We start from the raw sequence: 23,761 nt of genomic DNA on the forward strand, positions 1-23,761 counted from the left end.
TGCAGTCCCGACGAGATCTCTATCCTGGGGCCTTCTACCCAGGCGCAACATGAAAAGACCCCCGGGCCTGGTGGCGGGCCCGGGGGCGGGTGGCGATCATCGGGACCGGGTGGTGGCGAGCCCGCCGGAAAGAAGGGGGCGGGCGTGATCCCGACGATCTGTGGGAGAGAAGGAGGCCTTCAGGCCGGCGCTGTCGTGCGCCGGCATCCGGTCATTAGCTGCATCCCATGCTGTTGCCGCAGTTCAGGCACTTGTAGCAGGTGCCGTTGCGGACGGTGATGGTGCCGCACACGTCGCAGGCGGGCGCGTCGGCCATGCTCTCGAGCATCGAGGACAGCTGGGCCGCCTCGCCGGTCTTGGCTTGGGCCTGCGTACCAGATTCCACCGGCTTCTGGCGGCTGGGCACCACGACCTCGGCCGACGTGCGTGCACGCACCGAACCCGTTGCGTCCTCGCCGGGGCCGGTATTGGCCTCACGCGTTGCGCGGGCGGCGGTCTCGACCCGCCCACCGGACCCCTCCGTGGGTCCGGCGAGCGAACGAATGCGGTCACCCGTCCCTGAGTTCGTGTCGGTCTTCGATGCCTCGCCCGAGCCGGTGCGCTTGGGCGTGTTGGCCTCGCGATAGCCGGGGATGAACTGGATGCCAAGCCAACGGAAGATGTAATCGACCAGGCTCTTGGCAAGCGGAATGTCGCGGTTGGTCGTCATGCCCGCCGGTTCGAAGCGCTGGTGCGTGAACTTGCGGACCAGGCTCTCCAGCGGCACGCCGTACTGCAACGACACGCTCACTGCCGTGCCCAGGCTGTCCATCAGGCCGCCGATGGTCGAACCTTCCTTGGCCATCGTGATGAACAACTCGCCGGGCAAGCCGTCCTCATACAGGCCCACCGTCAGGTAGCCCTCGTGGCCGGCGATGTTGAACTTGTGCGTGATCGATCCACGCGTGTCGGGCAACCGGCGCCGCATGGGCCGGTGCACGATCCGCTCCACGGTCTTCACCGTTGCCGCCTCGTCGGCCTTGCTGGCCTGCTCGACCGCCGTCACCGTGAGTTCCTCGACTTCTTCCAGCGCCTCGGCCTCGCCTTGCTCATCAACGTCAAGCTCGTCCTCGAGATCAACGGCCACGACCACGGGCGCCTCGGCCTTCTTCTCGTCGACTTCTTCGTCCTTCGCGTCGCTCTTGGTGCTCAGCGGCTGACTGAGCTTGCACCCGTCGCGATAGAGCGCGTTGGCCTTCAGCCCCAGCTCCCAGCTCAGGCGGTAGCAGTCCTTGATGTCTTCCACGCCTGCGTCATTGGGCAGGTTGATGGTCTTGCTGATCGCACCGCTGATGAACGGCTGGGCCGCCGCCATCATGCGGATGTGCCCCTGCGGCTCGATGTACCGCGTGCTCAAGGGGCCGCACGTGTTGGCGCAATCGAACACCGGCAGGTGCTCGTCCTTCAGATGCGGCGCGCCCTCGAGCGTTTGCGTGCCGCACACCAGCAGGTTCAGGGCGCCGACCTGCTCGCGCGACAGCCCCAGCTCTCGCAGCAGGTTGAACGACGGATTGGCCTTGGCTGCCTGGGCGTCCACGCCCGCTCGCTCGAGCGTCTCGTCGCCCAGCGCCCATGCGCTGAACGCGAAGCCAAGCTCGAACACGCCCGGCAGCGCGTCGGTGATGGTCTTGAGGTCCTGCTCGGTCAGCCCCTTGCTGCGCAGCCACTGCGCCAGCGTCTGGCCAATCTGCGCCCCCGGCACGCCTTCGGGCAACTCGACCTCAAGGTGCAGCGCGCCAAGCAGGTACCGCAGCATGTCCTGCCGCTGGCCCTCGTCGTAGCCCATGGCCTCCAGCGCGGGCTTCACGCTCGCGTTGGCGATCTTGAAGTACCCGCCGCCCGCCAGCTTCTTGAACTTCACGAGCGCGAAGTCCGGCTCCACGCCCGTCGTATCGCAGTCCATCAGCAGGCCAATGGTGCCCGTCGGGGCGATCACCGTGGTCTGAGCGTTGCGATAGCCGTGCTTCTCGCCGAGCTGGATCGCCTGGTCCCACGCCATCTTCGCGCGATCCAGCAGCTCGGGCGTGTTCGCGACGGGAATCTCGCCGCCGCGGCAGCGCGCCTGATCGATCGGCACCGGACGCGTCCTGGCGTTCAGCCCCTCCCACTCGGCCGCCTCGCGCTTCACGCCGTGGGCGGCGCGGCGGTGATTGCGCATCACCCGCAGCATGTGCTCTTCGTCGGCCTTATACCCGGCGAACGGCCCGTGCTCCTTGGCCATCTTGGCAGACATGCGGTACGACCCGCCGGTCAGGATCGCCGTCAGGCAGCCGCAGATCGCACGCCCGTCCTCGCTGTCATACGGAATGCCCGCCTGCATGAGCATGGCACCCAGGTTGGCGTAGCCAAGCCCCAGCGTGCGGTACTTCCAGCTCAGCTCGGCCACTTCCTTGCTGGGATAGGCCGCCATCAACACGCTGATCTCGAGCACCATGGTCCACAAATCGATCGCGTGCTCGTACGCACGCACGTCGAAGTGACGCGTCGGAGCGTCATAGAACTTCATCAGATTCAGCGACGCCAGGTTGCACGCCGTGTTGTCCAGGAACATGTACTCGCTGCACGGGTTGCTGGCATTAATACGGCCGCCCTCGGGGCACGTGTGCCACGCGTTGATCGTGCTGTCGAACTGCACGCCCGGGTCGGCGCACCGCCACGCGGCGTACGCGATGTCGTCCCACAGCTTCCGCGCATCCAGCGTGCGCGCCACGCCCTCGGCCGTCCGCCAGCGCGTCTCCCACGCGCCGCCCGCATCGACGGCCTCGAAGAACTTATCGGGCACGCGCACCGAGTTGTTGCTGTTCTGCCCGCTGACGCTGGCGTAGGCCTCGCCGTTGAAGTCAAAATCCAGCTTCAGCCCCAGCCGCCTGGCCGTCTCGCCCACCGTCTCGGGGTCGTGGATGCTGGCGCGCTCGCCGGCGATCTTCGTCAGCCCCTCGACCATCGCCGCCACCTTGATCTCCTCGCGAACCTTCCAGTTCACGAAGCTCTCAATGTCGGGGTGGTCCATGTCCAGGCACACCATCTTCGCAGCTCGCCGGGTGGTCCCGCCGCTCTTGATGGCGCTCGCGGCCCGGTCGCCGATCTTCAGCCAGCTCATCAGCCCGCTGCTCTTGCCGCCGCCGCTCAGCGGCTCGCCCTCGCCGCGCAGGCGGCTGAAGTTGGTGCCCGTGCCGCTGCCATACTTGAACAGCCGCGCCTCACGCACCCACAGGTCCATGATGCCGCCGTCGTTCACCAGGTCGTCGCTCACGCTCTGGATGAAGCACGCGTGCGGCTGTGGGTGCTCGTACGCCCCGCCGGCCAGGCTCACCTCGCCCGACTTGGGGTCGGGCACCCAGTGGCCCTGGGCCGGCCCGTCAATGCCGTACGCCCAGTTCAGCCCGGTGTTGAACCACTGCGGGCTGTTGGGCGCCGCCATCTGGTGGATCAGCATGTACACCAGCTCGTCGTAGAACGCCTGCGCGTCCTCCGAGCTATCGAAGTACTTGTGCTGCTCGCCCCAGTGGCGCCAGCAACCGGCCAAGCGGTGCGCGAGCTGGCGCACGCTGCGCTCAGGCCCAAAGACCACCTTGCCGTCGGCGTCCTTCTGCACGCCGGAGGGGAGGCCATCCTTGGCCCGCTTGGCGGCGGCCTGCCACCCCCCGGCGATGATCGAACCCGCCTTCTCCATCTGCGGCACGCCCGCCTTGCGGAAGTACTTGCTCACGGCGATGTCCGTCGCAAGCTGGCTCCACGTCGCCGGCACCTCGGCGTCGTTCATCTCGAAGACGATCGACCCATCAGGATTGCTGATCTTGCTCGACCGCGTCGTCCACTTGACGGTGTCGAAGGGGTCCTGGCCGGCGGTGGTGAATTTGCGGGTGATTTTCATCGCGTACGTACCTTCGCGTTTTGTCGATGCGTGATGGAATGCTGGTTCTCGGTTCGTCCATGACCCGAGACTTCCTTGCCTGATTCGTCTTCTGATTCCCCCCGAGAGGTATCCGCTAGTCCACCTTCGGCAGCGTCAACCCACCCTGATCCTGATACTTCCCAGCCTTATCCGCATAGCTCGTGGCGCACACCTGGTCGGCCTTCAAGAACACGAGCTGCGCGATGCCCTCGTTCGCGTACACGCGCGCCGGCAGCGGCGTCGTGTTGCTGATCTCCAGCGTGATCTTGCCGCGCCACTCGGGCTCGAGGGGCGTCACGTTCACGATCAGGCCGCAGCGGGCGTAGGTGCTCTTGCCGACGCAGATGACCAGGCAGTCACGCGGGATCTCGAAGAACTCGACCGTCTCGCACAGCGCAAAGCTGTTGGGCGGGATGATGACGTGGTCGGTCTTGTGGTCGTCGCAGTTCACCTCGACGAACAGGTCGTCGGTGAAGTTCTTGGGGTCCACCACCGTGATGCCGCCGCTCCTGGGCGTGGGCGTGAAGATCTTGAAGGTCGGCCCGACCCGCACGTCGTAGCCGTAGCTCGATACACCGTACGAAATCTTACCAGGCCGCCGTTCGCCCTTCTCGAATGGTTCGATGCGAACCAACTCCCTGATCTGTTCGTCGCACAGCACGGGCATCGCGGTTTCCTTCCCTGTTTGAGGCCCACCACCGCCGCGTGAGGTCCGAGCCACCCAGCCGGACGCGTTCATCGGCGTCTCCACTCTACCCACTACAACGTGTAGACGCAAGACTTTTTGACCACAAGATACAGTATGGATATCCTGTCGGTCGACCCATCTTCACCCTAAGCTTCGCTCTCCAACACACTTGCGCGCCCAGGGCACACCCAACCGACAGCGCAAGCGCCAGATATCAACAGGTAGTGGCTCTGGAAAACACATATACATCATGCTGTGTTTTACATGAAATTGCCCGCCCTCGGCCGACCTCAATCCAACGGGCAACGCCAAGCATGGCCAAAAACCCTGTTGAAACCCAAACACAGAGAGCCTATCCTCTGAGAAGTGCACGGGCCAGGTGCAGCAATCCCCCACGGCGCTCGTAGAGTCTGGCTCTACCCACCGCTGGAGACCGCCGAATGCCCATTCGCATGCCCTCGATTCGCCTTGCCAGCCTCCTGACCGTGCTGGCGCTGCTCGGCATCGTGCTGGCGAGCGTGGCCGGCTGCAAGAGCAAGGGACGCGTGGTCGATCCCGGCGGCGGCGTGGTCGTGCCCTTCGAGGGCCCAAGCGTGCTCCGCGGCACGGTGGGCGCGTCGGCCACGATCATCGGCGTCGAGCCCACGCTCGTCTCGGGCCTGGGCATCGTCGTGGGCACCAAGGGCCAGGGCGGCCCGCTGCCCCAGGCCGTCGAGGCCACCGTCATCCGCCAGCTCTCGCTGCGCGAGGGCGCCCGCGGTATGGACATGTTCGAGGGCACCCCCTTCGAGGGCGAGAGCCCCGAGAGCTTCATCCGCCGGCCCGACGTCAGCGTCGTGGCGGTGCTGGGCCTGGTGGCCCCGGGCGCCCCGCAGGGCTCCACCTTCGACGTCCTGGTCTACGCCCTGAACAACGAGGAACTCACCGGCGGGCACCTGTGGCGCACCGATCTGCGCCTGGGCCGCCCCACCGTCCAGGGCGGCCCGGCCACCCGGCTGGTGGGCTTTGCGCAGGGCCCGGTCTACGTCAATCCCTTCGCCGCCGGCCCGCGCTCGAACCCCACGCAGGGCCGCATCATCGGCGGGGGCACCATGACCAACCCGCTGGAGCTGGCCATCCGGCTGAACGTGCCCAGCCCCCGTCGCACGCGGGCCATCGCCTCGCTGATCAACAGCCGGTTCGGCAACAGCCCGGTCGACCGCGGCGACATCGCCAGCGGCCGCCTGACCGGCCAGTCCGACGCGACCACCTCGCTGGTCACCGTGAGCATTCCCTGGAGCTACAAGGACCGGCCCGAGGAATTCCTGCGGCTGGTGGCGCACATCAACCCCGATGCTCAAGGCCGCGAAGAGCGATACGTCGGCCGCTACGTGCGAGCACTGCAGGAAGAGCCCGGCTACGCCGACCGGCTCGCCTGGGCCCTCGAGGCGCTGGGCCCGGTGGCCGTCCGCGGGTCTACGTCGGTGTCGACCCTGTACGACTGGCCCGAGATTGCCCCCCGCATGGCGGCGTTGCGGGTGGGCGCCCGGCTGGGCGACCCCAACGCGGAACGACCCCTGATTGCCATCGCCCGCGGCGACAACGAGGCCCTGCAGATCGAGGCCCTGAGGCTGCTGGGCGAACTGGGCACGGGCGCCATGATCGACGCCACGCTGCAGGACATGGCCGCGGCCTCGAGCGTCTCGGTGCGCGTCGCGGCCTACGAGGCCCTGGCCAAGCGCGCCGGCATGCGTGAGCTCCGCGACGTGCTCGAGCGAACGAGCGTGCCCCCGGGCGTCGACCCCGTGGGCGTGCTGCGGGACTGGAGCGAATACGCCCGCACGAACTTCCGGGGCAGCCTGATCCAGGGCCTCCGTCGAGACGTCATGCCCGGCGGATTCGTGGTCGATCGCGTGCCGCTGGGAGAGCCCCTGATCTTCTTGCGTCAGCAGGGTCGGGCGGGCTTGGTGCTGTTCGGGCCCGAGCTTGAGATCCAGCCCGGTTCGGTGCTTCGGATCAGCGACGACCTGATCCTCGCACGACCCGAGGTCGGTGAATCCGACTACGACCCAGACGGCTACGACGTGCGGGTTCGCTATCGCCACATGCCCGCCGACTGGCTGGTGACCGTGCCCGATGCGCCGGCGACCCTGCACGAGTTCATCGAGTTCCTGGCGACCAAGCCCACCATCGAAAGGCCGATGGCCGGGCTGGGCATGAGCTTTGGCAGCATCGTCTCGGTGGTTTCCAAGCTCCAGGAGGTCGGCGCGGTCAAAGCCCAATGGCAGGTCGAGCGCAACCTGCTGCGCGAAAGCGTCGATCGATCCACGCGCGGCGCGATTGCCGATCGGCCCGAGTTGGAAGGCCAGGCGCCGCAAGAGGGCGACCCGCTCCAGCGGTTCATCCAGCGGTCCCTGGGCGGTCAGGAAATCGACGACCAGACGCTGGAAGAGGCCGGGGAGGCGATGGGTGAGACGCCGGTCGAACCCCAGGGCTGATAACCCCCGCGCACGGGGCAATTTGGGCCGAAGAATCCCACGTCTCTGGTGGCCGGGGGCCGATACTGTGGGCTCGGGCGGCAGGACGCCAGCCCGGTCCGCGGCGACGCGGGCCAATGGTGACAGGAGGTCCGATGCGGCTTGCCAAGCTAACGCTCAATGGGTTCAAATCGTTCGACGATCGGACGGAATTCCACTTCGATGACCCGGTGACGGGCATCGTGGGCCCCAATGGGTGTGGCAAGAGCAACGTCGTCGACGCCCTCAAGTGGGTGCTGGGCGAGCGCAGCAGCAAGAGCCTTCGCGGCAAGGAGATGCTCGACGTGATCTTCGCCGGGTCGGCCGCGCGCAAGCCCGCTGGGATGGCCAGCGTCACGCTGACCTTCGAGAACCCCCTGCTTGACGAGGCGCCTAAGGCCGACGTGCCCGAAGCCGAGCCGCTGGCGATCGACGCCACCGAGGACGAACTCAGCGAGATCGATGAAGAGCCCGACGCCAACAGCGTGCTGGCCGACCGCCGGACGGTCCGCCGCGGGCTGCCGGTCGATTCGGACGTCGTGGAGGTGGAGCGCCGTCTGTATCGCGACGGGGGCAGCCAGTACCTGATCAATGGCAAGCGTCGCCGGCTGAAGGACATCCGCGACCTGTTCCTTGACACGGGCGTGGGCGCCGACGCGTATTCGATCATCGAGCAGGGCCGCGTCGACGCCATGCTGCTGGCCAACCCGCAGGAGCGGCGGACGATCTTCGAAGAAGCCGCGGGCATCGCGCGCTACCGCCAGCGGCGCGTCGAGTCGATCCGCAAGTTGGATCGGGCCGAGCGCAATCTGGCGGTCACGCGTGAGCAACTCGCCAATACCGAGCGTCGGCTGAAGATCGTGCGCGGTCAGGCCGCCAGGGCCCGGCAGTTCGTGGAACTGGATGCCGAGCTCAAGGCATGGCGCGCGTCCCGTGCCTTGGCACAGCACGATGCGCTTACGACCGCGGTCGAGCGCATCCATGCAGACATGGAAGTCGCCCGCGAACAACGCGACAAGGCCGAAGCGGAATTGAGCGCCCTCGAGAAGGAGCGTCAGGAAGCCGACCTCAAACGACATGAAGCGGCCAAGACGTTGCGAATGGCCGAAGAAGAACTGGCCGAAGCGAACCAGGCCGTCGAGCGCACCCGGCACAGGAAGGAGCTGGCCGAGCGTTCGGCGGGCGAAGCGCTCTCGCGTCTGGACGCCGATGGCCAGCGCCTGGCCGAGGTCGAACAAGCGGCCGAACTTGCAGAGGCGCAGGCGGAGAAGGCTGCCGAGAACGTGGCCGCGGTGGCCGAGCAATTGGCCGACGCCGAGCGCGTACTGGAGCAGGCCTCGCAAGCGCGGCAGGAGGCACAACAAGCCGTGGCGCACAAGCGTCAGGCGCATGCCGAGAAGCGCCGCGAGGTCGAGCGCATCGAGCGCGACCAGCTCTCGGCCCAGGGCCGCATCGCCGAGGAGAAGCGCCGGGCCGAGCAACTGGCCGAGAAGGCCCGGCAGGCGGCGACCGAACTCGCCACGCTGGATGAGGAGGCGCAGCGGCTGGCCGAGCAGCGTGACGCGGCAATGCAGCAAGCCGATACCTTGCGCCAGGACCACGACGAACAAACCCGCGAAGCTTCGAAGCTGGAAGACCAGGCCGCGTCGCTTGGTGAGGGGCGTGCAAAGCAGTCCAGCGAGGTCAAGGCTCTCGAGGAGCGTCGCTTGCGGCTGGAGACGCGACACCACGCCGTGGAAGAAGTCCTTGCGTCGCGCGAGGGTCTGGGTCAGCCGGCGCGCGAAGTGCTGGATCGAGCGGCAGCGGGCGATGGATTTTCGTCGGTGATCGCGCCGCTGGCCGAACTCATCCGCGTCCCGATCGAGCACGCGCCGCAGGTTGAAGCATCCCTGGGCTCGCTGTTGTCGGCGCTCGTGGTTCCGTCGATGAACGCCATGCCCGGGCAAGAAGAGCTGGCAACGCTCACGGGCCGCGTGAGCTTCGTGCCGCTGGGCATGGGCGTGCCGGCGGTTGAAACGCGGCCCGATCACGCCGCGTTTGCCGCGATGCGTTCGGCGGGACGCTTACTGCCGTTGCGAGAGGTCGCCGGCGTCGACGAGCGAGCGTGCCGGGATGCGGGCGTTGATCCGACGTCGGTGTCGGGGTTGCTGGACGTGCTGCTGCACGATTGCTGGCGCACCACCGACCTCGAGTCGGCGGCACTGCTTGCGGCCGGCCCCATGCGCAGCGCGACCATTACCGATAGCGCCGCCAGCGTGCTAAAGCACCCCGGCATCATCAGTGCAGGACCGCTGACGGCGGGCGACGGTGAGGGCCAGGCCGTCGGCGTGCTTCAACGGCGAGCCGAGCTCGAGCAATTGACCACCGATCTGTCGCAGGCCACCGCCGAGTTGGAGCGCGCACAGGCGGCGTTACGGACGCTCGACGCCAAGGCCGGCGACCTGGCCGAACGGCAGACCGCGTTGCAGCGCACGTTGAACGACCTGGTGCAGGCCCGGCTTAAGGCCGAAGGCGAGGCCGAGCGTGCCGGTGATGCGCTGGCTCGGCTGGAACGCCAGCAGCAGCGCGCCCGAGACGAGTCGCAGGCAGCGGCGGCCAACGGCGAACAGACTCGCCAGCGGGTCGAAGAACTGGAGCACAAGCTGAGCTCGCTTGCGAGCATCCTCGAAGACGAACGATCGGCCATGGAGACGCTGGCGAGGGAAGTCGATCAGGCTGAGAAGGATGCCGATTCGCTGGCCGAGGCCCTGACGGTGGCACGCGTGTCCGCCAGCCGGCTGGGCGAGCAGATCGGCGCGGCGCGGCGTGAGGCATCCGGCTTGCGCGACGCGGCGGCGAAGCACCGTGCGAGCCAGCGAGACCTGGCCCAGCACGTGCAACGGGCCAGCGAGCAGGCCCAGGCCCACCAGAAGACGGCGCGTGAGGCAGCTGAAGAGATCGAGTCACTCCAGGCCCAAGCCGAGGCGGTGCGGGGCGGCATCGATGGCAAGCGGTCGGCCCTGCACGCGGCGCAGGAAGCGGCGCTGGGGCTGGAGCGCAAGTTTGACGCGGCGCGGCGGTCGGCCGGGGACATCGATAAGGCCTGGCACGATCTGGAACTGCGTGGCCGCGAAGCCGATATCCGGCTTGAGAACCTCGTCCAGCGCACGATGGACGAGGACGGGCTGGACCTGCCCGCCGAATTGCCGGGTTATCGCGAGGCGCTGGGCGAGGACGAGCACGGCGTCATGCGCGCCATGGGCGACGACGAATCGGCCCAGGCCATCGCCACGCTGAAGAAGTCGATCGACAAGCTGGGAAGCGTGAACCTGTCGGCCATGGATGAAGAGGGCCAACTGGCGGGTAAGAACGAGCAACTGGCCGCCCAGGTCGAGGACATCGACAACGCGCGCATTCGCCTGGAGACGCTGATCGACCAATTGAACGAGGCCAGCCGGCACCGCTTTGGCGACATGCTGGAGCGCGTGCGGGAGAGCTTCGCGGGCGACGATGGGCTGTTTCGGCAGCTTTTTGGCGGCGGACGGGCCGAAATCAAGCTGATGCCGCTGGTGCGCGAGGTGGACGGGCAAAAGGTCGTGACCGACGAGATCGACCTGCTCGAAAGCGGCATCGAGATCGTCGCGCGTCCTCCGGGCAAGCAACCCCGGTCGATCAGCCAGCTCTCGGGTGGCGAGAAGGCGATGACGGCGGTGGCGCTCCTGCTTGCGATCTTCCAGAGCAAGCCCAGTTGCTTCTGCGTGCTCGACGAGGTGGACGCGGCGCTCGACGACGCCAACGTCGACCGCTTCAGCCGCGTGGTGAAGCAGTTCAGCGTCAAGAGCAATTTCATCGTCATTACCCACCACAAGAAGACGATGGCCATGTGCGACCGCCTCCACGGCGTCACCATGCAGGAGCGCGGTGTCTCGACGCGCGTGGGCGTGCGGTTCGATCAGGTGGGCGCCGATGGCCGGCTGAGCGCCGCCGCGGTGGATTCGTCGGCGCGATCTGCGAGCGACAAGCCCAAGCTGCGGGACGCACTGGCCAACATGAAGCGCGGCGAGCCGACTCGTGTCGAAGCAAATGAAGCAACCGAGACCAGCGGGGCCGACGAAGCCGAGATGGCCGAGGCAAACGCGTGATCGAGGCATTCGAGAACGCGAAGCGGGTGCTGGAGGCGTTCCTGGCCGACGGACGCAACTTCACGACCCTCGATTTGGCCGCCGACATGCTGGCCGAAGCGTTTGCCGAGGGCAAGAAGGTGCTCGCGTGCGGCAACGGCGGTTCCGCCTGCGACGCCATGCACTTCTGCGAGGAACTGACCGGCCGGTTTCGCAAGGACCGCACGCCGCTGGCGGCCGTCAGCCTGACCGACGCGGGGCACATCACGTGCGTCGCGAACGACTACGGGTATGACGAGGTCTTCGCTCGCGGCGTGCAGGCGCTGGGGCAGAAGGGCGACGTGCTGGTGGCGTTAAGCACCAGCGGCAACTCGCCGAACATCGTGCGGGCCGTCGAAGCCGCCCGTGCGGCGGGCATGCGGACCATCGCACTGCTGGGCCGCGACGGCGGCCGGCTGGCCGGCGCGTGCGACCTCGAGTGGATCGTGCCCGGCGTACCCACAGCCCAACCGACCGCCGATCGGATCCAGGAGATCCACATGCTCATCCTGCACGCGCTGGTCGAGGGCGTGGAGCGGCGGATGTTCGGGGACTCCTGAGCCCGACCGTTTTCGTTCACTCAACCGAGTTGCGCTTGCGTCATGTGGCTCACGCACTCCCTTGCGAAGTACCGTCAAGGAGGTTTCGCATGCGCAGGATCTTGGCAGGGATCGGAGTATGTTTGGCTGTCGTCGTTATTGGTGGGTGCCACGCGACCCATCAACTGGAGAGCCACAGCATCGCACAGACCACGACCGGGGACACCGTCCAGGGGCGTCCGGCGCTCGAACGGCCCATCGGCCTTCCGGGCCACGAGGTGGTGCTCGTGCCCTTCGTCATGGAGGACGACAAGGGGTGGTTCCAGGCCGACGATCCGTTTCAGCGACGCGGCACGTATGCGGCCGCACGCACGCGCGTCGGCGGTGAAGGCTGGTTGGAGAATGCCTCGTACGGCTCGGCCAGCGGCGCGAGCTATGCGGCCAGCCGAGTTCGATGGCACAACGCATTCGGACGAGACCTGTCTAGCGATGAACGGTGGATGCTGCTCGATCGCCGCGGTGTCATCAGTTCGGTCGCCTTCCTGACCCGGCCTCGCTCCAGCGACCAGAGCGTCTGGGCCGTGCTCTACCTGGCAACAACCGAAGACACCAACGGCGACGGCCTGCTGGACAGCCTGGATGCGAGGCGGGCGTGGGTTGCCGACGGCGATGCCCGCAATCCGCGCGTGGTAACGCCCGAGGGCATGCGGGTGGTTCGCGCCTGGATAGACTGGGATCGCGAGTACCTGTACTTCCAATTGCTCGGCGATACCGACGGCGATGGTCGCTTCAGCGACGCGGACGAGTCGGCGCCCTGGCTCCTGAAATTGGGCGAGCGCGGTTCAGCCAGACCGCTGATCGACGACACAACGATGGGCCGGGCCCGAGGCCTGCTGACGAACTAACGTCGTGCATGGCAAACATGAGCGGGCATTCACTCGATGTGGCCGGGTGCTTTCACGTATGGCCACTAGCTTTGGTTAGCTGCGGGATCGACGGGAACCCGCGCCTTCCCGGGCAACGGTCTACGGAGCATCACCATGGAATATGGCATCATCGGCCTCATCATCCTGATCCTGGACATCATCGCGATCATCAGCATCCTGGGCGCGAACAAGAGCGTCGGCTGGAAGGTGGTCTGGACGCTGGTCGTGCTCCTGCTGCCGGTGATCGGCATGATCATCTACTTCCTGGTCGGCAAGAGCACGTGAGATCCCGGCATCCGTCCGCGGCCCTGCTGGCCCGACTCGTGGCGGTGGCGTGCATCCTCGTTGCCGCGTCGATATCGGGAGCCTGGCAGGACGAGGCTCCCGGCTCGCCGCCCCTGGAGCCCGATCGCGAGGTCTCGGCCAGCGAACAGGCCGTCGGAGTCGAGGACCAGGTCGACGATGAGCGGATTGCGCGTCGCCTGGGTGAAGTCCTTCGCGCGACCGAACGCTTCTCGCAGATCGACGTGGAAGTTCGCGAGGGCGTGGCCTTCCTGCGTGGTTCGACCGAAAAGGAAGAGTCCCGAACGCTCGCGGGCGATCTTGCGCGCCGCACGGAGGGCGTGGTGGCGGTGGTGAACAACATCACCATCGAGCAGGGGCCGATCTGGACCATCGAACCGGCAAAGCGGGAACTGGTGGCCCTATGGCGACAGGCGATCGCGTCGGCCCCGCTGCTGGGCGGCGGTATCCTCGTTTTACTGATCACGTTCGTGACGGCAACCCTTGCCCAGCGGCTCGCGGGCCCGGCCATCGGACGCGGCACCGACAGCGACCTGCTGCGCGCCGTTCTGCGCAAGCTCGTGTACATCGTGGTGCTGCTGGTGGGCGTGTACATCGCGTTGCGCGTCAGCGGCATGACCCGCATCGCTCTCACCGTCGTCAGCGGCACGGGCATCATCGGATTGATCCTGGGCTTTGCGTTCCGGGACATTGCCGAGAACTTCCTGGCCAGCCTGCTGCTGAGCGTGCAGCGCCCGTTCCGCCTGGGCGACGTCATCGAGGTCGACGGCAAGCTCGGCGTGGTGCGCAAGGTCACCAGCCGGGGGACGCTGCTCATCGACTTCGATGGCAACCACATCCAGATCTCCAACGCCACGGTCTATAAGAGCACCATCAAGAACTACACGGCGAACCCAAAGGTTCGGCTGAGCTTCACCGTCGGCATCGGCTACGACGACGACATCTCGCACGCTCAGGAAGTCTTGCGATCGATGCTGCAAGACCATCGGGCCGTGCTGGACGACCCCGAGCCGCTGGTGCTGGTCGAGCAGTTGGGCGCCTCGACGGTGAACCTCCGCGCATATTACTGGATCGACGGATCGGAGCACAGCATGCTGAAGGTCGGCAGTTCGGCGATGCGGCTGGCCAAGACGGCGTTGACGCGTGAGGGTATCTCCATGCCCGATGAATCGCGCGAGGTCATCTTCCCGAAGGGCGTGCCGGTGCGGATGCTCGACGAACACGACGCACCGCGCGGTGCGAAGCCGTCGGCACCGGCCGAACGTCGCGAGCGCATCGAGGCCGTGACCGAAGCCGAAGGCGACCTGGCCAGCGAGACGGCCGACCTGGAGAAGCAGGCCGACGAGGCCCGCGACCCGGAAGAGGGCTCGAACGTGCTGGGCCAATCCGCTCAGCGGGAGGGCGGCTCATAGCCCTCGGGCATCCAGGCTTCCAGGTCGACGAGTTCGCTCGCCGGCTCTTCGCTCAGCGGCACGCCCCACGCCCTGAAGTACGGTTCGAGGTTCCGCTCCACCGCCCGGCTCATCTGGACGACGAAGCGGTCGCGCTTCTCGTCGTCGCTCTTTGGCAACTCGTCGGCGGATAGCGATTCGTACGAACGGAACGCGCGGTCGAAGGCCTCGAAGCCGAATTCGTGCCAGAGCAGGGCATAGGTCTGCAAGGCCAGGAACGGGTCGCTCTTCCAGCGGTGGAAGGGCGCGCCCTTTTCGATGTGGGCGTACATGGCGCTCAGGGCACGTTCGGGGTCGCTGCGCATCATCTCGCCGTCGAGCGGGTAGCCGTTGACGCGGTGCAGCGCGAGCACGGTGAAGATGTTGACCGTTACCTCGCCCGTGCCGGCGAAGGTCCACATGGGGTTCTGGTGGGCGTGGCCCATCTCGTGGTAGTGGCCCCAGAGCTTGTTCTCGCCGTCGGCGTCAAAGTTCGCGAGGTCGACCATGTCACGCGCGGCGGTCGTGGGGATGACGATCGGCGCGTCGCTGGGGCAGTACATGTAGCCCCAGCTCAGGCGCTTCTCGGCAACGTAGCGGTACTGCCGATCGGGCCAGTGGCGCGACGAGCGCGGCTCGAGGCCCTGCATCGCGCTATGGACCTTGTCCCAGTGTTGCATCACAAGGTCGGGCCGCTCGAGGTCGCGCACGGCCGCGGCGGGCAGCGAGAAGGCCAGTTCGTCGGATTCGAGCTCGGCCCAGGGCGCGGGCAGGTGGCGCAGGTGCTGTTGCCACTCGGCCACGTCGGTGTGGCCCAGGCGGAAGCGTGGCATCTCGACGGCGCCGGCGACCTCGATGGTCACGTCCGCCGGCGCATCGCCCAGGTCGAGGTAGATCGGCCCGCCGATGGGCGAGGCGAGCGTGGCGGCGACGTTCTGCAGGGGCGCGCGGAAGGTGGCCCGGGGCATGCGCACGCGGTCGTCGAAGTCCTGGGGGTCGAGCCAGCAGCCGATCTGTAAGGCCGCGCCGCTTGATTCGCCTTCGATGACTCGGAGCGTGATGGCCTCGCCGGCCGGGGCATACAGGCCCGTGGTGCGCCATCCGGGGATGCCGTCGTTGAGCGTGATCTGTCGGGTCAACCGCGGGGCGCTCTCGGGCACGGCGCCGGGGAAGGCGGCGTGGCTGGGGTGGGCCGCGACCTTGCCGGTGGACGCGGCGATGGTCGCGCGGCGGGCTTCCAGGTCGAGCAGCGCACACGCCAGCGGCTGGTCCTTCAGCCGCAGCGGCGTGGTGGCCATGGCGGCGTAGGCGGCGTTGAGCTCTTCGCGATGGCGCTCGGCGAGCGCATCGGCGGCGGCGATCAGCGGGCCGTCGAGGGGCGCGATGGCCAGGGCCTGGCGCGCGACGCGGGCGGCGCGGACGACGTCGCCTTCGGTGTCACCGGCCAGGACCGCCAGCGCGGCGCTCGCGTTGGCGGCGGCGTTCGCGTCGGCATCGAGCGCGTACAGCCCGTCGCGACCGGGCGAGATGGCGCGCTCGGTGTAGAGGATGCCGTGCTCGCCGAGCAACTCGTTGGCCGCCAGGTCGTCGGCGCCGGTGGCGTGGCCGAGTTGGATCTGGCCCCAGGCCGTCTCGGCGCTCAGCAGTGCGCCGCCGCCCAGCAGCCAGGCGCGCAGGTCGCCGAGCCGGCCGGCGCGGGCGAAGGCCTGTGGCGAGGCGATCATCAAGTCAACGCCGGCCAGGTCGAGTTGGTCGATGTTGCCACCGACGGCCTCGAGCGTCACGCCCGCTTCGGCCAGGCGCTCGCGCATGTTGTCGGGCACGCCCCAGGCGCGCGTGCTGGCCCTGCCATCGAGCAGCCAGCGCATGATCTCGTCGAGGAACGCCTCGGTCTGGCCGCGGTCATCGCGCAGGAACCCGCCGTGGCCGATCGCGGCGACGCGCCCCTCGCCCGCCACCGTTCGAGCGGCGAGCACGGTGCCATCGGCCAGCGTGGCGAGCGGTTCGCCCTGGGCATAGACCACCAGCGAGGCGGGGTTGCCGCCCGTGGCGATGGCGTCGGGCTGGGGGCGGGCCGGGAGGGCGGCCAGAGCTGAGATGGTGGCCAGCGCGATGGCGGCGGCCGCGATGGTGCGCAAGGGGCTGATCATGGGCTCAGGGTAGAGAGCCCACCGCTAGGGCAGGCCCGAGCCCGTGTCGCCAGCCCGCAGGGGTACCAGCCGGCCGCACTCAGGGCACCGCGCCAGTGTCGTCGTCGCGGGGCAGGCCGCGAGTCTCGTAGCCGCAGCCGGGGCAGGGCTGGCGGGCGGGGTGGCCCGTGACGGCCTAGAGGATGAAGGCGGCCGTGGAGATTGTCAGCAGCAGCCACGCCGTGGAGTTACCCACCAACAGCCCGGCGACCAGCCCCACAACCAAGCCCCCCCGAGCCCCAGACCGGCTCCCCAGACGAGCGCGGTGATCGGGGTAGTCGGCTGCACGCGCATGGGCGAGGCCACTGGTATGCCACCCGCACACCCGTGCACGGACCGAGCAAGCACTTACGACTTCTCACCGCACAATCGGACAGCGCCCCCTCGTGCGGAGCAAAGCCGCGCCCGCTGACCCGTCGTGCCCAGAGCCCGCAAGTGCCACAAGCACAACTTAATGATGCCAGTACGGGTGCATCCGTCGTCAGAACCTCGTTCGCCTCGCAAAGCAAGCGACGTATGCCGCCGCAAGGCAGTGGTTGGATATCGATCTGCGGGCCCGCACCATCGGCCGCTCCGCACCCATCTTCTCTGGTACCTCGCCATAGCGCATCTACCAAGACGTGCGCAAAACTACACAGATTCTGGTCGACTTGGTTGAGATCTTACGAAGATACCCGAACCCCAAGGGTGGAAGCCCGTGTCGAGCAGGTGAGCTTGGGTATCGCCCGTCAAATGGACTAGCATCGCTCGCAGAGGAACGACAACATCACGACCGCAGACGGCGATTCCAACCATGGAACGCAATCGCGAGCCGACCGTGGTTCCTGGTACCAAGAAACTCGAAAGGGGAAAGCGATGAATCGTCAACTTGGTTGGATCACCGTGAGTTCGCTCGTTTGTTCGCTCGGGCTTGCCGGTTGTTCGTCGGGGCCAGATCTTGGCGTTCGCTCGAGCTTCTACGAGGACTGGAACGAAGACATCGGGCGCAGCGGATATGTGCCCGTGCTTCCCTTCCAGGAGGATGTGCGCGTTGGCGACATGTACCTGTACCAGAATGACCCGGAAGTGAGTAATTTCTTTGGCAGTTCGGCGCCGAGCCTGAACTCGGGCGGCGGCACGATGCGTTGGGGCTCTATTGATGTCGCGGATATGCTTAGCGATGAGTACGGCCGGCGCCAGCGTTTCACCGAGACGCCCGCGCGCGATGACGCGTGGATGGGTGAGGCCGACTCGAACCTGCGCGACGTTGCCGTCAGCGCGGCCTCGGCGATCACCGTTAGCGGCGTCGAGGCGGGCGGACTTATTCCCACCGAGGCCGCCGATCTGGCCCCGGGTACGAACTGGGAGGACGCCGAAGCGATCACGGTGCGCCTTAGCGAGACCGAGAGCTACGGGCTGCCGCTCAGCCGCCTGCTGGGTGAGATCATCGAAAGCAGGGACGACGGACCGTACCTCCGCGCTCCGTACGGCGAAGACATCGGCTTGCTTGCCACTGGCACGCGTGACCGAGTGTTCCTGCGGGTGGTGGGCGAGGTGGCCTACGTCCGGGCAGCCGATATCGCGATCAAGCTCGACTCCGAGGCCGTACGCAAGCGTGCCGAGCGGATGTACGAGCGTGACCTGTACGAACGCCAGCAGGCCCAGGCGCTGGCCGAGCAGCAGCGGGCCGAGCAGCGTGAGCGGGCCCGCGAGGTCATCGAAGCCCGCCGGCAGGCCCGCGAGCGGGCCGAGCGTGAGGCCGCCGAGCGTGGAGAGACGATCCCGCCCGAGGACATGGATACCACCGGCGTGCTGATGGACGAGACGCCCCCGCCCCCCGTTCGACTGACGGCTGAGGAAATGGCCGCGGCCCGCGAAGAGGAGATTGCCGCTTCGGTGCGCCCGTTCGCCCGCGCCGAGCGCATCAACACCGAACTGCGCGAGAACGACGTCGCTCGACCGATCAATAACACGGTACAGTTCCTGAGCATGTCCGACGACTCCGTCGCGATGCGTAAGTACTTCCGCCACGGCTTGGCCTTCGCCGTACGCGGCATCACGCTGGAGGTCGAGGCGTCGACGGGCAAGGTTCTCCGCCTGACGCCTATGGGCGAGGACTTTCGCCAGCGTCCCGTGACCGGCGAGGATGAGGAAGACGCCGACGCATCGGGTGGAGGCACCACGTCCGAGCGTGCGGACTCGTAAGAAGCTCGTCGATCATCAGATTCGTGGCGAGGAATTGCAGCCACCGCCCGCGAGAAGCGTTCCTGGGAATGCTCTTCGCGGGCGGTGGTGTATCCGCTTCGACTTCGACGCGCCCCCACGGCTCGTGCTCGATGGCGCCAACCCGCAGCGCACTTCGCGCATCGGCACGGTCGTCCTCAAAGCCGACCAGCCAGTTCGCCAGCAACGCCATGGCCAGCAGCGCGCTTGCGCGCGCCCCCGAACTTGGGCTGGTGCTCAAGGATCGTCCTGGCGAGGCGTAGTTGGCGCTGATGGCAGAGTTGGGACCAGCCGGGTGGGCGACGACCTCAGTCGAGACCCGGCAATGGCAGAAACACAACCGCCCGCCACGACCACGTCTCCGACGAAGGCCCGTGGACTCATCGGCTAGGATGATTGCGGCCAGCCTTGAAAGAGGCTGCACTCGAAGGGGGGCATCATGGCGGAGCGTGACGACGCGACGATTGTCGACGGAGATCGGGCCGAGCCGGGTCAGCACATTGATCGCTACAAGCTGCTCCAACGCCTGGGCGAGGGTGGCTTCGGCACGGTCTGGCTCGCCGAGCAATCCGAGCCGGTCCGGCGTCAGGTTGCGCTGAAGATCATCAAGTTGGGCATGGACACCAAGCAGGTGATCGCACGCTTCGAGGCCGAGCGCCAGGCGCTGGCGATGATGGACCACCCGGGAATCGCCAAGGTATTCGATGCCGGCTCGACTGAGACCGGTCGGCCGTACTTCGTAATGGAGCACATCAAGGGCGTGCCCATCCTGGAATACTGCGACACGCACAAGCTGGACACCCGTGCGCGTCTGAGCCTGTTCATCCAGGTGTGCGAAGCGATCCAGCACGCCCACCAGAAGGGCATCATCCATCGCGACATCAAGCCAAGCAACGTGCTGGTAACGCTGGAAGGCGACAGGCCCACGCCCAAGGTGATCGACTTCGGCATCGCCAAGGCAACCAACACCGAGCTTACGCAAAAGACGGTGTTTACCGAGCAGCGGCAGGTCATCGGCACGCCCGAATACATGAGCCCCGAGCAGGCCGAGATGTCGGCGCTGGACATCGATACGCGGAGCGACGTCTATTCGCTGGGCGTGCTGCTGTACGAACTTCTTACGGGCACGACGCCCTTTGACGGCCGCGACCTGATGAGCAAGGGCTTCGGCGAGATGATGCGGATCATCCGCGAGGTCGAGCCGGCCAAGCCCAGCACCCGCCTGTCCACGCTGGGCGAGAGCGCCAGCCTGACCGCCCAGCGCCGGCGCGCCGATGTCCGCAAGCTCGGCCTGATCCTCCGAGGCGATCTCGACTGGATCGTCATGTGCTGCCTGGAGAAGGACCGCACGCGCCGGTACGAGACGGCCAACGCGCTGGCCAAGGACGTCGAGCGACACCTGCACGACGAGCCGGTCGTCGCCGGTCCCCCCAGCACGAGCTACCGGCTGCGGAAGTTCGTTCGACGCAATCGTGCACAGGTCGCCGCCGGCGCGCTCGTCGCCGTCGCGCTGGTGCTGGGCATCATCGGCACGAGCGTGGGCCTGGCATGGGCGGTCGAAGCGCGTCGAGCCGCTGACGCGGCGCGCGTCGATGCCGAACTGGCCGCGGCGGAAGCCAGCGCCGAGGCGCAGCGCGCCGAGCGAGCCGAGGCCCAGGCGGTGCGGCGTGCCGAGCAGCTCGAGGTGGTCACGTCGTTCCAGGCGGCGCAGCTCTCGGGGCTCGACCCCGAACGCGCGGGGACGAAGCTCTTCGAGCACCTCGCCCAGCGCGTGCGGAGCGTGGGCGAGACGGGGGCCGACCCGCAGGCCGCCGACGCGGCACTCACGCTGCTGGGCCAACTGAACTTCACCGATGTGGCGCTGTGGCTGTTCCAGGCCGAGCTCTTCGATCCGTCGATCGACGCCGTCAATGCGCAGTTCGGCACGCAGCCGGCCCTGCGGGCCCGGCTCCTGGGCACGCTGGGCGAGACGATCATGGAGGTCGGCCTGCTGGAGCGCGCCATCGCCGTGCTCGAATCGGCCCTGGCCCTGCGAGAAGCCGAGTCGCCAGGGGCGCCGGACGACCACGCCGACCTGCGCAAGCTCCTGGGCCTGGCGTACCTTCGCGCGGGCATGATGGAGCCGGCCGAGATCGAACTCCGCCGCGCCTCGGCGGGCTTCGAGGCGACGCTGGGCGAGCGCGACCAGCGCACGCTCGACGCGGCGGACTTCCATTCCGACACGCTGCGCGTCATGGGCCGGCTCGACGAGGCGCGGGCGATTGGCGAGCGCACGCTGGAGCTGCGCCTGGCGACGCTGGGCCCCAACCACACCGACACGCTCAATTCGTACCTCAACCTGGCGCACCTGGCCATCACGCGCAGCGCCGACGAGGACGCCGAGCGGTACTTCCGCCTGGCCGCCGAGGGATTCGAGCGCGCCCTGGGCGAGGACAATCCGTCCACGCAGAACGCGCGCTCGGGGTGGGCCGAGGCCCTGGTGCGGATGGACCGGGCCGCCGACGCCGAACCGATCTACCGCCAGGTTCTTGCCTTCTACCGCGCGCGCCTGGGCGAGGACCACCCCAACACGATCACGACCACGATGCGACTGGTGGACTGCCTGCAGGTGCAGGAGAAGTGGGACGACGCCCGGGCCCAGGGCGCCGCCGCGCTCGCCGCGGCGCGGGCCCAGCTGCCCCCCGGGCACTGGATGCTGGGCTCCTTCGCCTGGACGCACGCCAAGACCCTGCTGGCCCTGGAGCGGTTCGCCCAGGCCGAAGCGCTGATGCTCGAGGCGTGGGGCGCCATCGAGGCCACGCTGGGGCCCACGCACGTCCGGGCCATCGCCGTGGCGCGATCGCTCGACACGCTGTATACCACGTGGCACGCGGCCGAGCCGCAGGCCGGCCACGACGCGCACATCGAGACCTGGCGGGAGCGTGGAAGGCTGCCGGGGGGATGAACAAGAGAACGGGCGCCATCGCCCGTGCGATAGGGTGCGGCTAGTCCTGGATGGTCGGCCGGGTGCGGTGGCCGCGCTCGTGCCAGTGGTCCATGGCGCTCTCGCGATCGTCGAATTCCCGGGCCCAGAAGGCGATCTTGGAGCGGCCGATCTCGATCACGTCGCCGTCCTCCAACTCGCACTCGCCCTGGACGTCGCGGCCGTTGATCCGCAGGCCGTTAGCGCTCTTCAGGTCGGTGGCCAGATAGCGGCCCTGGTCGCAACGAATCTGCAGGTGCTTGCGGCTGACGCGGTCGTCGGTGATCTGGACGGGGCAGGCCTCGTCCCGGCCCACGACCATGGTGCGCGAGCCCAGCGGGTAGTAGTCGCCCTCGTTGGGGCCCGAAACGATCGACAGCGACGGCATGGCGGCCTCCTCCACGTAGAGTGGCAGTATATCGGCCGGCCGGGCCGCGGGCAGGGCCGCTCGCCGGGCGCCCGGCGCACCCCCATTCACCCCGGCATTGCATCCCACCGCTCGCGCACCCACTTGAGGGCGCCCTTCTGGACCCCCTTGAACTTGGGCTGGTGCTCCAATATCGCCACCACCACGCCGCACCCGTCGGGCAGCGACCACTTGGCGTCGTGGTACACCCGGCTCTGGCTGGCCTCGGCCTGCACCAGCGCGAGGCCGGGCCAGAGGTGGGTGCAGTCGTCGAACAGGCCGTCCAGGCGCGACAAGTCCGCCGGCGGGGCGTCCTGGGCGTTGCTGGCGCGGGCGGCGACGAGGAAGACGGGCATGACGCAGGGTATCGGCCTGGTCGCGGCGGCCGGATATCGGCGCCCCCTCAGGGCACGTACGCCAGGCCGAAGGGATTGCGCCCCACGGTCACCTCGCCGATCAGGCGGGGCTGGCCGCGCCGGCCGGCCGCGCGATAGATGCTGACCCGGTCGGCCATCATGCCCGAGTGGGTGACGTAGAGCTTGTTGCCGCTGGGCGTCAGGGCGATGTTGTGCGGCGTGGGGAAGGGCGTATCGGTGGGCTCGGCGACGACCTCCATCGTTCTCGTGTCGATCTTCACCAGCCCCCCATCGCCCCCGCCGGCGATGTTGGTCGTAAAGAACGTGCGGCCGTCCAGGTCCATGCCAGCGCCGTGCGCGTTGTCGACGGCGATGACCGCCTTCTCGTCGAGCGTCAGGCGGTCGAGCACGTGCACGGCGTCGCCACCCTGGGCGGGCACGTACAGGTCGCGCGTGCCGTAGGCGATGGACAGGTGCGGGTCGTCGCCCACCTCGGCCCGGCCGATCTCTTCGCCGCTGAGCGTGTCGTACTGCACGACCCAGTCGGTGTCGCCGTCGACGCCGATGACCGTCACGTAGGCGAGCAGCCCCAGCGGCGAGACGATCACGTCGTGGGGCTTGCCGCCCATGGCCACCAGGTCGGCGGGCGTGTCGACGGCGCCCACCGTCTCGAGCGTGCGCATGTCGATGATCGAGGTGGTGTTGTCGACGTCGTTGTTGACCCACAGCTGGGCCGTGGCCGGGCTGCCCCACATGTGGAAGACGCCCTCACCGGCGCTCGCCTCGCCGACGATCTCGCGCGTCGTGGCGTCGAAGGCGACCACCCGGTCGTTGCCCCGGTCGCCCACGAACACGCGGTCGGTGCGCTGCGAGTAGAACACGTACATCGGCTCGGGGCGCTCGGCCCCGGGCAGCTCGAGCGTCTGGACGACCTCGTCGCGGCGCACGTCGATCACCGAGACGGTGCCCGAGACGCGGTTGGCGATCCAGACGGTGCCCTGCGGGCTCTTGTCCAGGTCCGGGCCGGCCGAGAGCATGGTGGTCAGGGCGATGGTCAGGCTTGAAACGAACATGGGGTTCCTCTCTCTCTGGCGATTGGTGTTGCACGCGTGCCGACGCGCACCGGTGCGCGCCCGCGCACTGGGTCGCCGCCGCGCAGCGCGCCTGGCGCGCGGCGCCGCCGATGAGCCAA

The 23,761-nt window shown here is 67.9% G+C and carries 14 protein-coding genes; 8 read left to right on the plus strand and 6 right to left on the minus strand.

Features of this window, described 5'->3' with window-relative positions; all coding sequences use genetic code 11:
• Window positions 1–214: 214 nt before the first annotated feature.
• Together RIE32_06555 and dcd are read right to left on the minus strand one after the other, a co-directional pair.
• Window positions 215–3,913, minus strand: a complete 3,699-nt coding sequence (locus RIE32_06555) for an adenosylcobalamin-dependent ribonucleoside-diphosphate reductase (protein MEQ9095908.1) — start codon at window positions 3,911–3,913, stop codon at window positions 215–217.
• A 115-nt stretch (window positions 3,914–4,028) separates the two neighbouring features.
• Window positions 4,029–4,601, minus strand: coding sequence for a dCTP deaminase (gene dcd, locus RIE32_06560; GenBank protein MEQ9095909.1), 573 nt, complete (start codon window positions 4,599–4,601; stop codon window positions 4,029–4,031).
• Between the two features lie 461 nt (window positions 4,602–5,062).
• Between dcd and RIE32_06565 the strand changes: the two genes are divergently transcribed.
• The 6 genes from RIE32_06565 (at window position 5,063) to RIE32_06590 (ending at window position 14,436) form a co-directional block, all read left to right on the plus strand.
• Window positions 5,063–7,099, plus strand: coding sequence for a flagellar basal body P-ring protein FlgI (locus RIE32_06565; GenBank protein ID MEQ9095910.1), 2,037 nt, complete (start codon window positions 5,063–5,065; stop codon window positions 7,097–7,099).
• Window positions 7,100–7,233: 134 nt separating this feature from the next.
• Window positions 7,234–11,238, plus strand: a complete 4,005-nt coding sequence (gene smc / locus RIE32_06570) for a chromosome segregation protein SMC (GenBank protein ID MEQ9095911.1) — start codon at window positions 7,234–7,236, stop codon at window positions 11,236–11,238.
• Window positions 11,235–11,816, plus strand: a complete 582-nt coding sequence (locus RIE32_06575) for an SIS domain-containing protein (protein ID MEQ9095912.1) — start codon at window positions 11,235–11,237, stop codon at window positions 11,814–11,816. Before smc ends, RIE32_06575 begins: the two co-directional genes overlap by 4 nt.
• Before the next feature lie 89 nt (window positions 11,817–11,905).
• Window positions 11,906–12,700, plus strand: coding sequence for a hypothetical protein (locus RIE32_06580; protein MEQ9095913.1), 795 nt, complete (start codon window positions 11,906–11,908; stop codon window positions 12,698–12,700).
• 135 nt (window positions 12,701–12,835) lie between these two features.
• Window positions 12,836–13,006 (plus strand): PLDc N-terminal domain-containing protein, encoded by a 171-nt coding sequence (locus RIE32_06585; protein MEQ9095914.1) that lies wholly within the window; start codon window positions 12,836–12,838, stop codon window positions 13,004–13,006.
• Window positions 13,003–14,436, plus strand: a complete 1,434-nt coding sequence (locus RIE32_06590; protein ID MEQ9095915.1) for a mechanosensitive ion channel family protein — start codon at window positions 13,003–13,005, stop codon at window positions 14,434–14,436. The genes RIE32_06585 and RIE32_06590 overlap by 4 nt, the downstream gene beginning before the upstream one ends.
• Here RIE32_06590 and RIE32_06595 read toward each other — a convergent pair.
• The gene (locus RIE32_06595) at window positions 14,415–16,604 is read right to left on the minus strand and encodes a M60 family metallopeptidase (GenBank protein MEQ9095916.1); all 2,190 of its coding nucleotides are present in this window, start codon (window positions 16,602–16,604) and stop codon (window positions 14,415–14,417) included. The genes RIE32_06590 and RIE32_06595 overlap by 22 nt on opposite strands.
• An 894-nt stretch (window positions 16,605–17,498) precedes the next feature.
• On the opposite strand from RIE32_06595, the gene RIE32_06600 reads away from it, so the two are divergent.
• Together RIE32_06600 and RIE32_06605 are read left to right on the plus strand one after the other, a co-directional pair.
• Window positions 17,499–18,827 (plus strand): hypothetical protein, encoded by a 1,329-nt coding sequence (locus RIE32_06600; GenBank protein MEQ9095917.1) that lies wholly within the window; start codon window positions 17,499–17,501, stop codon window positions 18,825–18,827.
• Window positions 18,828–19,284: 457 nt separating this feature from the next.
• Window positions 19,285–21,789, plus strand: coding sequence for a serine/threonine-protein kinase (locus RIE32_06605; GenBank protein ID MEQ9095918.1), 2,505 nt, complete (start codon window positions 19,285–19,287; stop codon window positions 21,787–21,789).
• A gap of 40 nt (window positions 21,790–21,829) precedes the next feature.
• Here the strand turns inward: RIE32_06605 and RIE32_06610 are convergent, their stop codons facing one another.
• The 3 genes from RIE32_06610 to RIE32_06620 all read right to left on the minus strand — a co-directional run bounded on the left by RIE32_06610 (window position 21,830) and on the right by RIE32_06620 (window position 23,642).
• Window positions 21,830–22,195 carry an FHA domain-containing protein gene (locus RIE32_06610; protein MEQ9095919.1) on the minus strand — a complete coding sequence of 122 codons (366 nt, stop codon included), beginning with the start codon at window positions 22,193–22,195 and terminating at the stop codon, window positions 21,830–21,832.
• Window positions 22,196–22,281: 86 nt separating this feature from the next.
• Window positions 22,282–22,569: a hypothetical protein gene (locus RIE32_06615; protein MEQ9095920.1), complete on the minus strand. Its 288-nt coding sequence runs from the start codon at window positions 22,567–22,569 to the stop codon at window positions 22,282–22,284.
• Window positions 22,570–22,616: 47 nt separating this feature from the next.
• Window positions 22,617–23,642: a hypothetical protein gene (locus tag RIE32_06620; protein MEQ9095921.1), complete on the minus strand. Its 1,026-nt coding sequence runs from the start codon at window positions 23,640–23,642 to the stop codon at window positions 22,617–22,619.
• Window positions 23,643–23,761 lie beyond the last annotated feature (119 nt).

It is taken from the genome of Phycisphaerales bacterium (assembly GCA_040221175.1).
In the GTDB taxonomy this organism is placed as follows: Bacteria; Planctomycetota; Phycisphaerae; order Phycisphaerales; family UBA1924; genus JAHCJI01.

What these genes read in the sequence shown, in the direction of transcription:
- RIE32_06555 (MEQ9095908.1), bottom strand. Translation starts at nt 3,913, where the DNA reads ATGAAAATCACCCGCAAATTCACCACCGCCGGCCAGGACCCCTTCGAC.
- dcd (MEQ9095909.1), bottom strand. Translation starts at nt 4,601, where the DNA reads ATGCCCGTGCTGTGCGACGAACAGATCAGGGAGTTGGTTCGCATCGAA.
- RIE32_06565 (MEQ9095910.1), top strand. Translation starts at nt 5,063, where the DNA reads ATGCCCATTCGCATGCCCTCGATTCGCCTTGCCAGCCTCCTGACCGTG.
- smc (MEQ9095911.1), top strand. Translation starts at nt 7,234, where the DNA reads ATGCGGCTTGCCAAGCTAACGCTCAATGGGTTCAAATCGTTCGACGAT.
- RIE32_06580 (MEQ9095913.1), top strand. Translation starts at nt 11,906, where the DNA reads ATGCGCAGGATCTTGGCAGGGATCGGAGTATGTTTGGCTGTCGTCGTT.
- RIE32_06585 (MEQ9095914.1), top strand. Translation starts at nt 12,836, where the DNA reads ATGGAATATGGCATCATCGGCCTCATCATCCTGATCCTGGACATCATC.
- RIE32_06595 (MEQ9095916.1), bottom strand. Translation starts at nt 16,604, where the DNA reads ATGATCAGCCCCTTGCGCACCATCGCGGCCGCCGCCATCGCGCTGGCC.
- RIE32_06600 (MEQ9095917.1), top strand. Translation starts at nt 17,499, where the DNA reads ATGAATCGTCAACTTGGTTGGATCACCGTGAGTTCGCTCGTTTGTTCG.
- RIE32_06605 (MEQ9095918.1), top strand. Translation starts at nt 19,285, where the DNA reads ATGGCGGAGCGTGACGACGCGACGATTGTCGACGGAGATCGGGCCGAG.
- RIE32_06610 (MEQ9095919.1), bottom strand. Translation starts at nt 22,195, where the DNA reads ATGCCGTCGCTGTCGATCGTTTCGGGCCCCAACGAGGGCGACTACTAC.
- RIE32_06615 (MEQ9095920.1), bottom strand. Translation starts at nt 22,569, where the DNA reads ATGCCCGTCTTCCTCGTCGCCGCCCGCGCCAGCAACGCCCAGGACGCC.
- RIE32_06620 (MEQ9095921.1), bottom strand. Translation starts at nt 23,642, where the DNA reads ATGTTCGTTTCAAGCCTGACCATCGCCCTGACCACCATGCTCTCGGCC.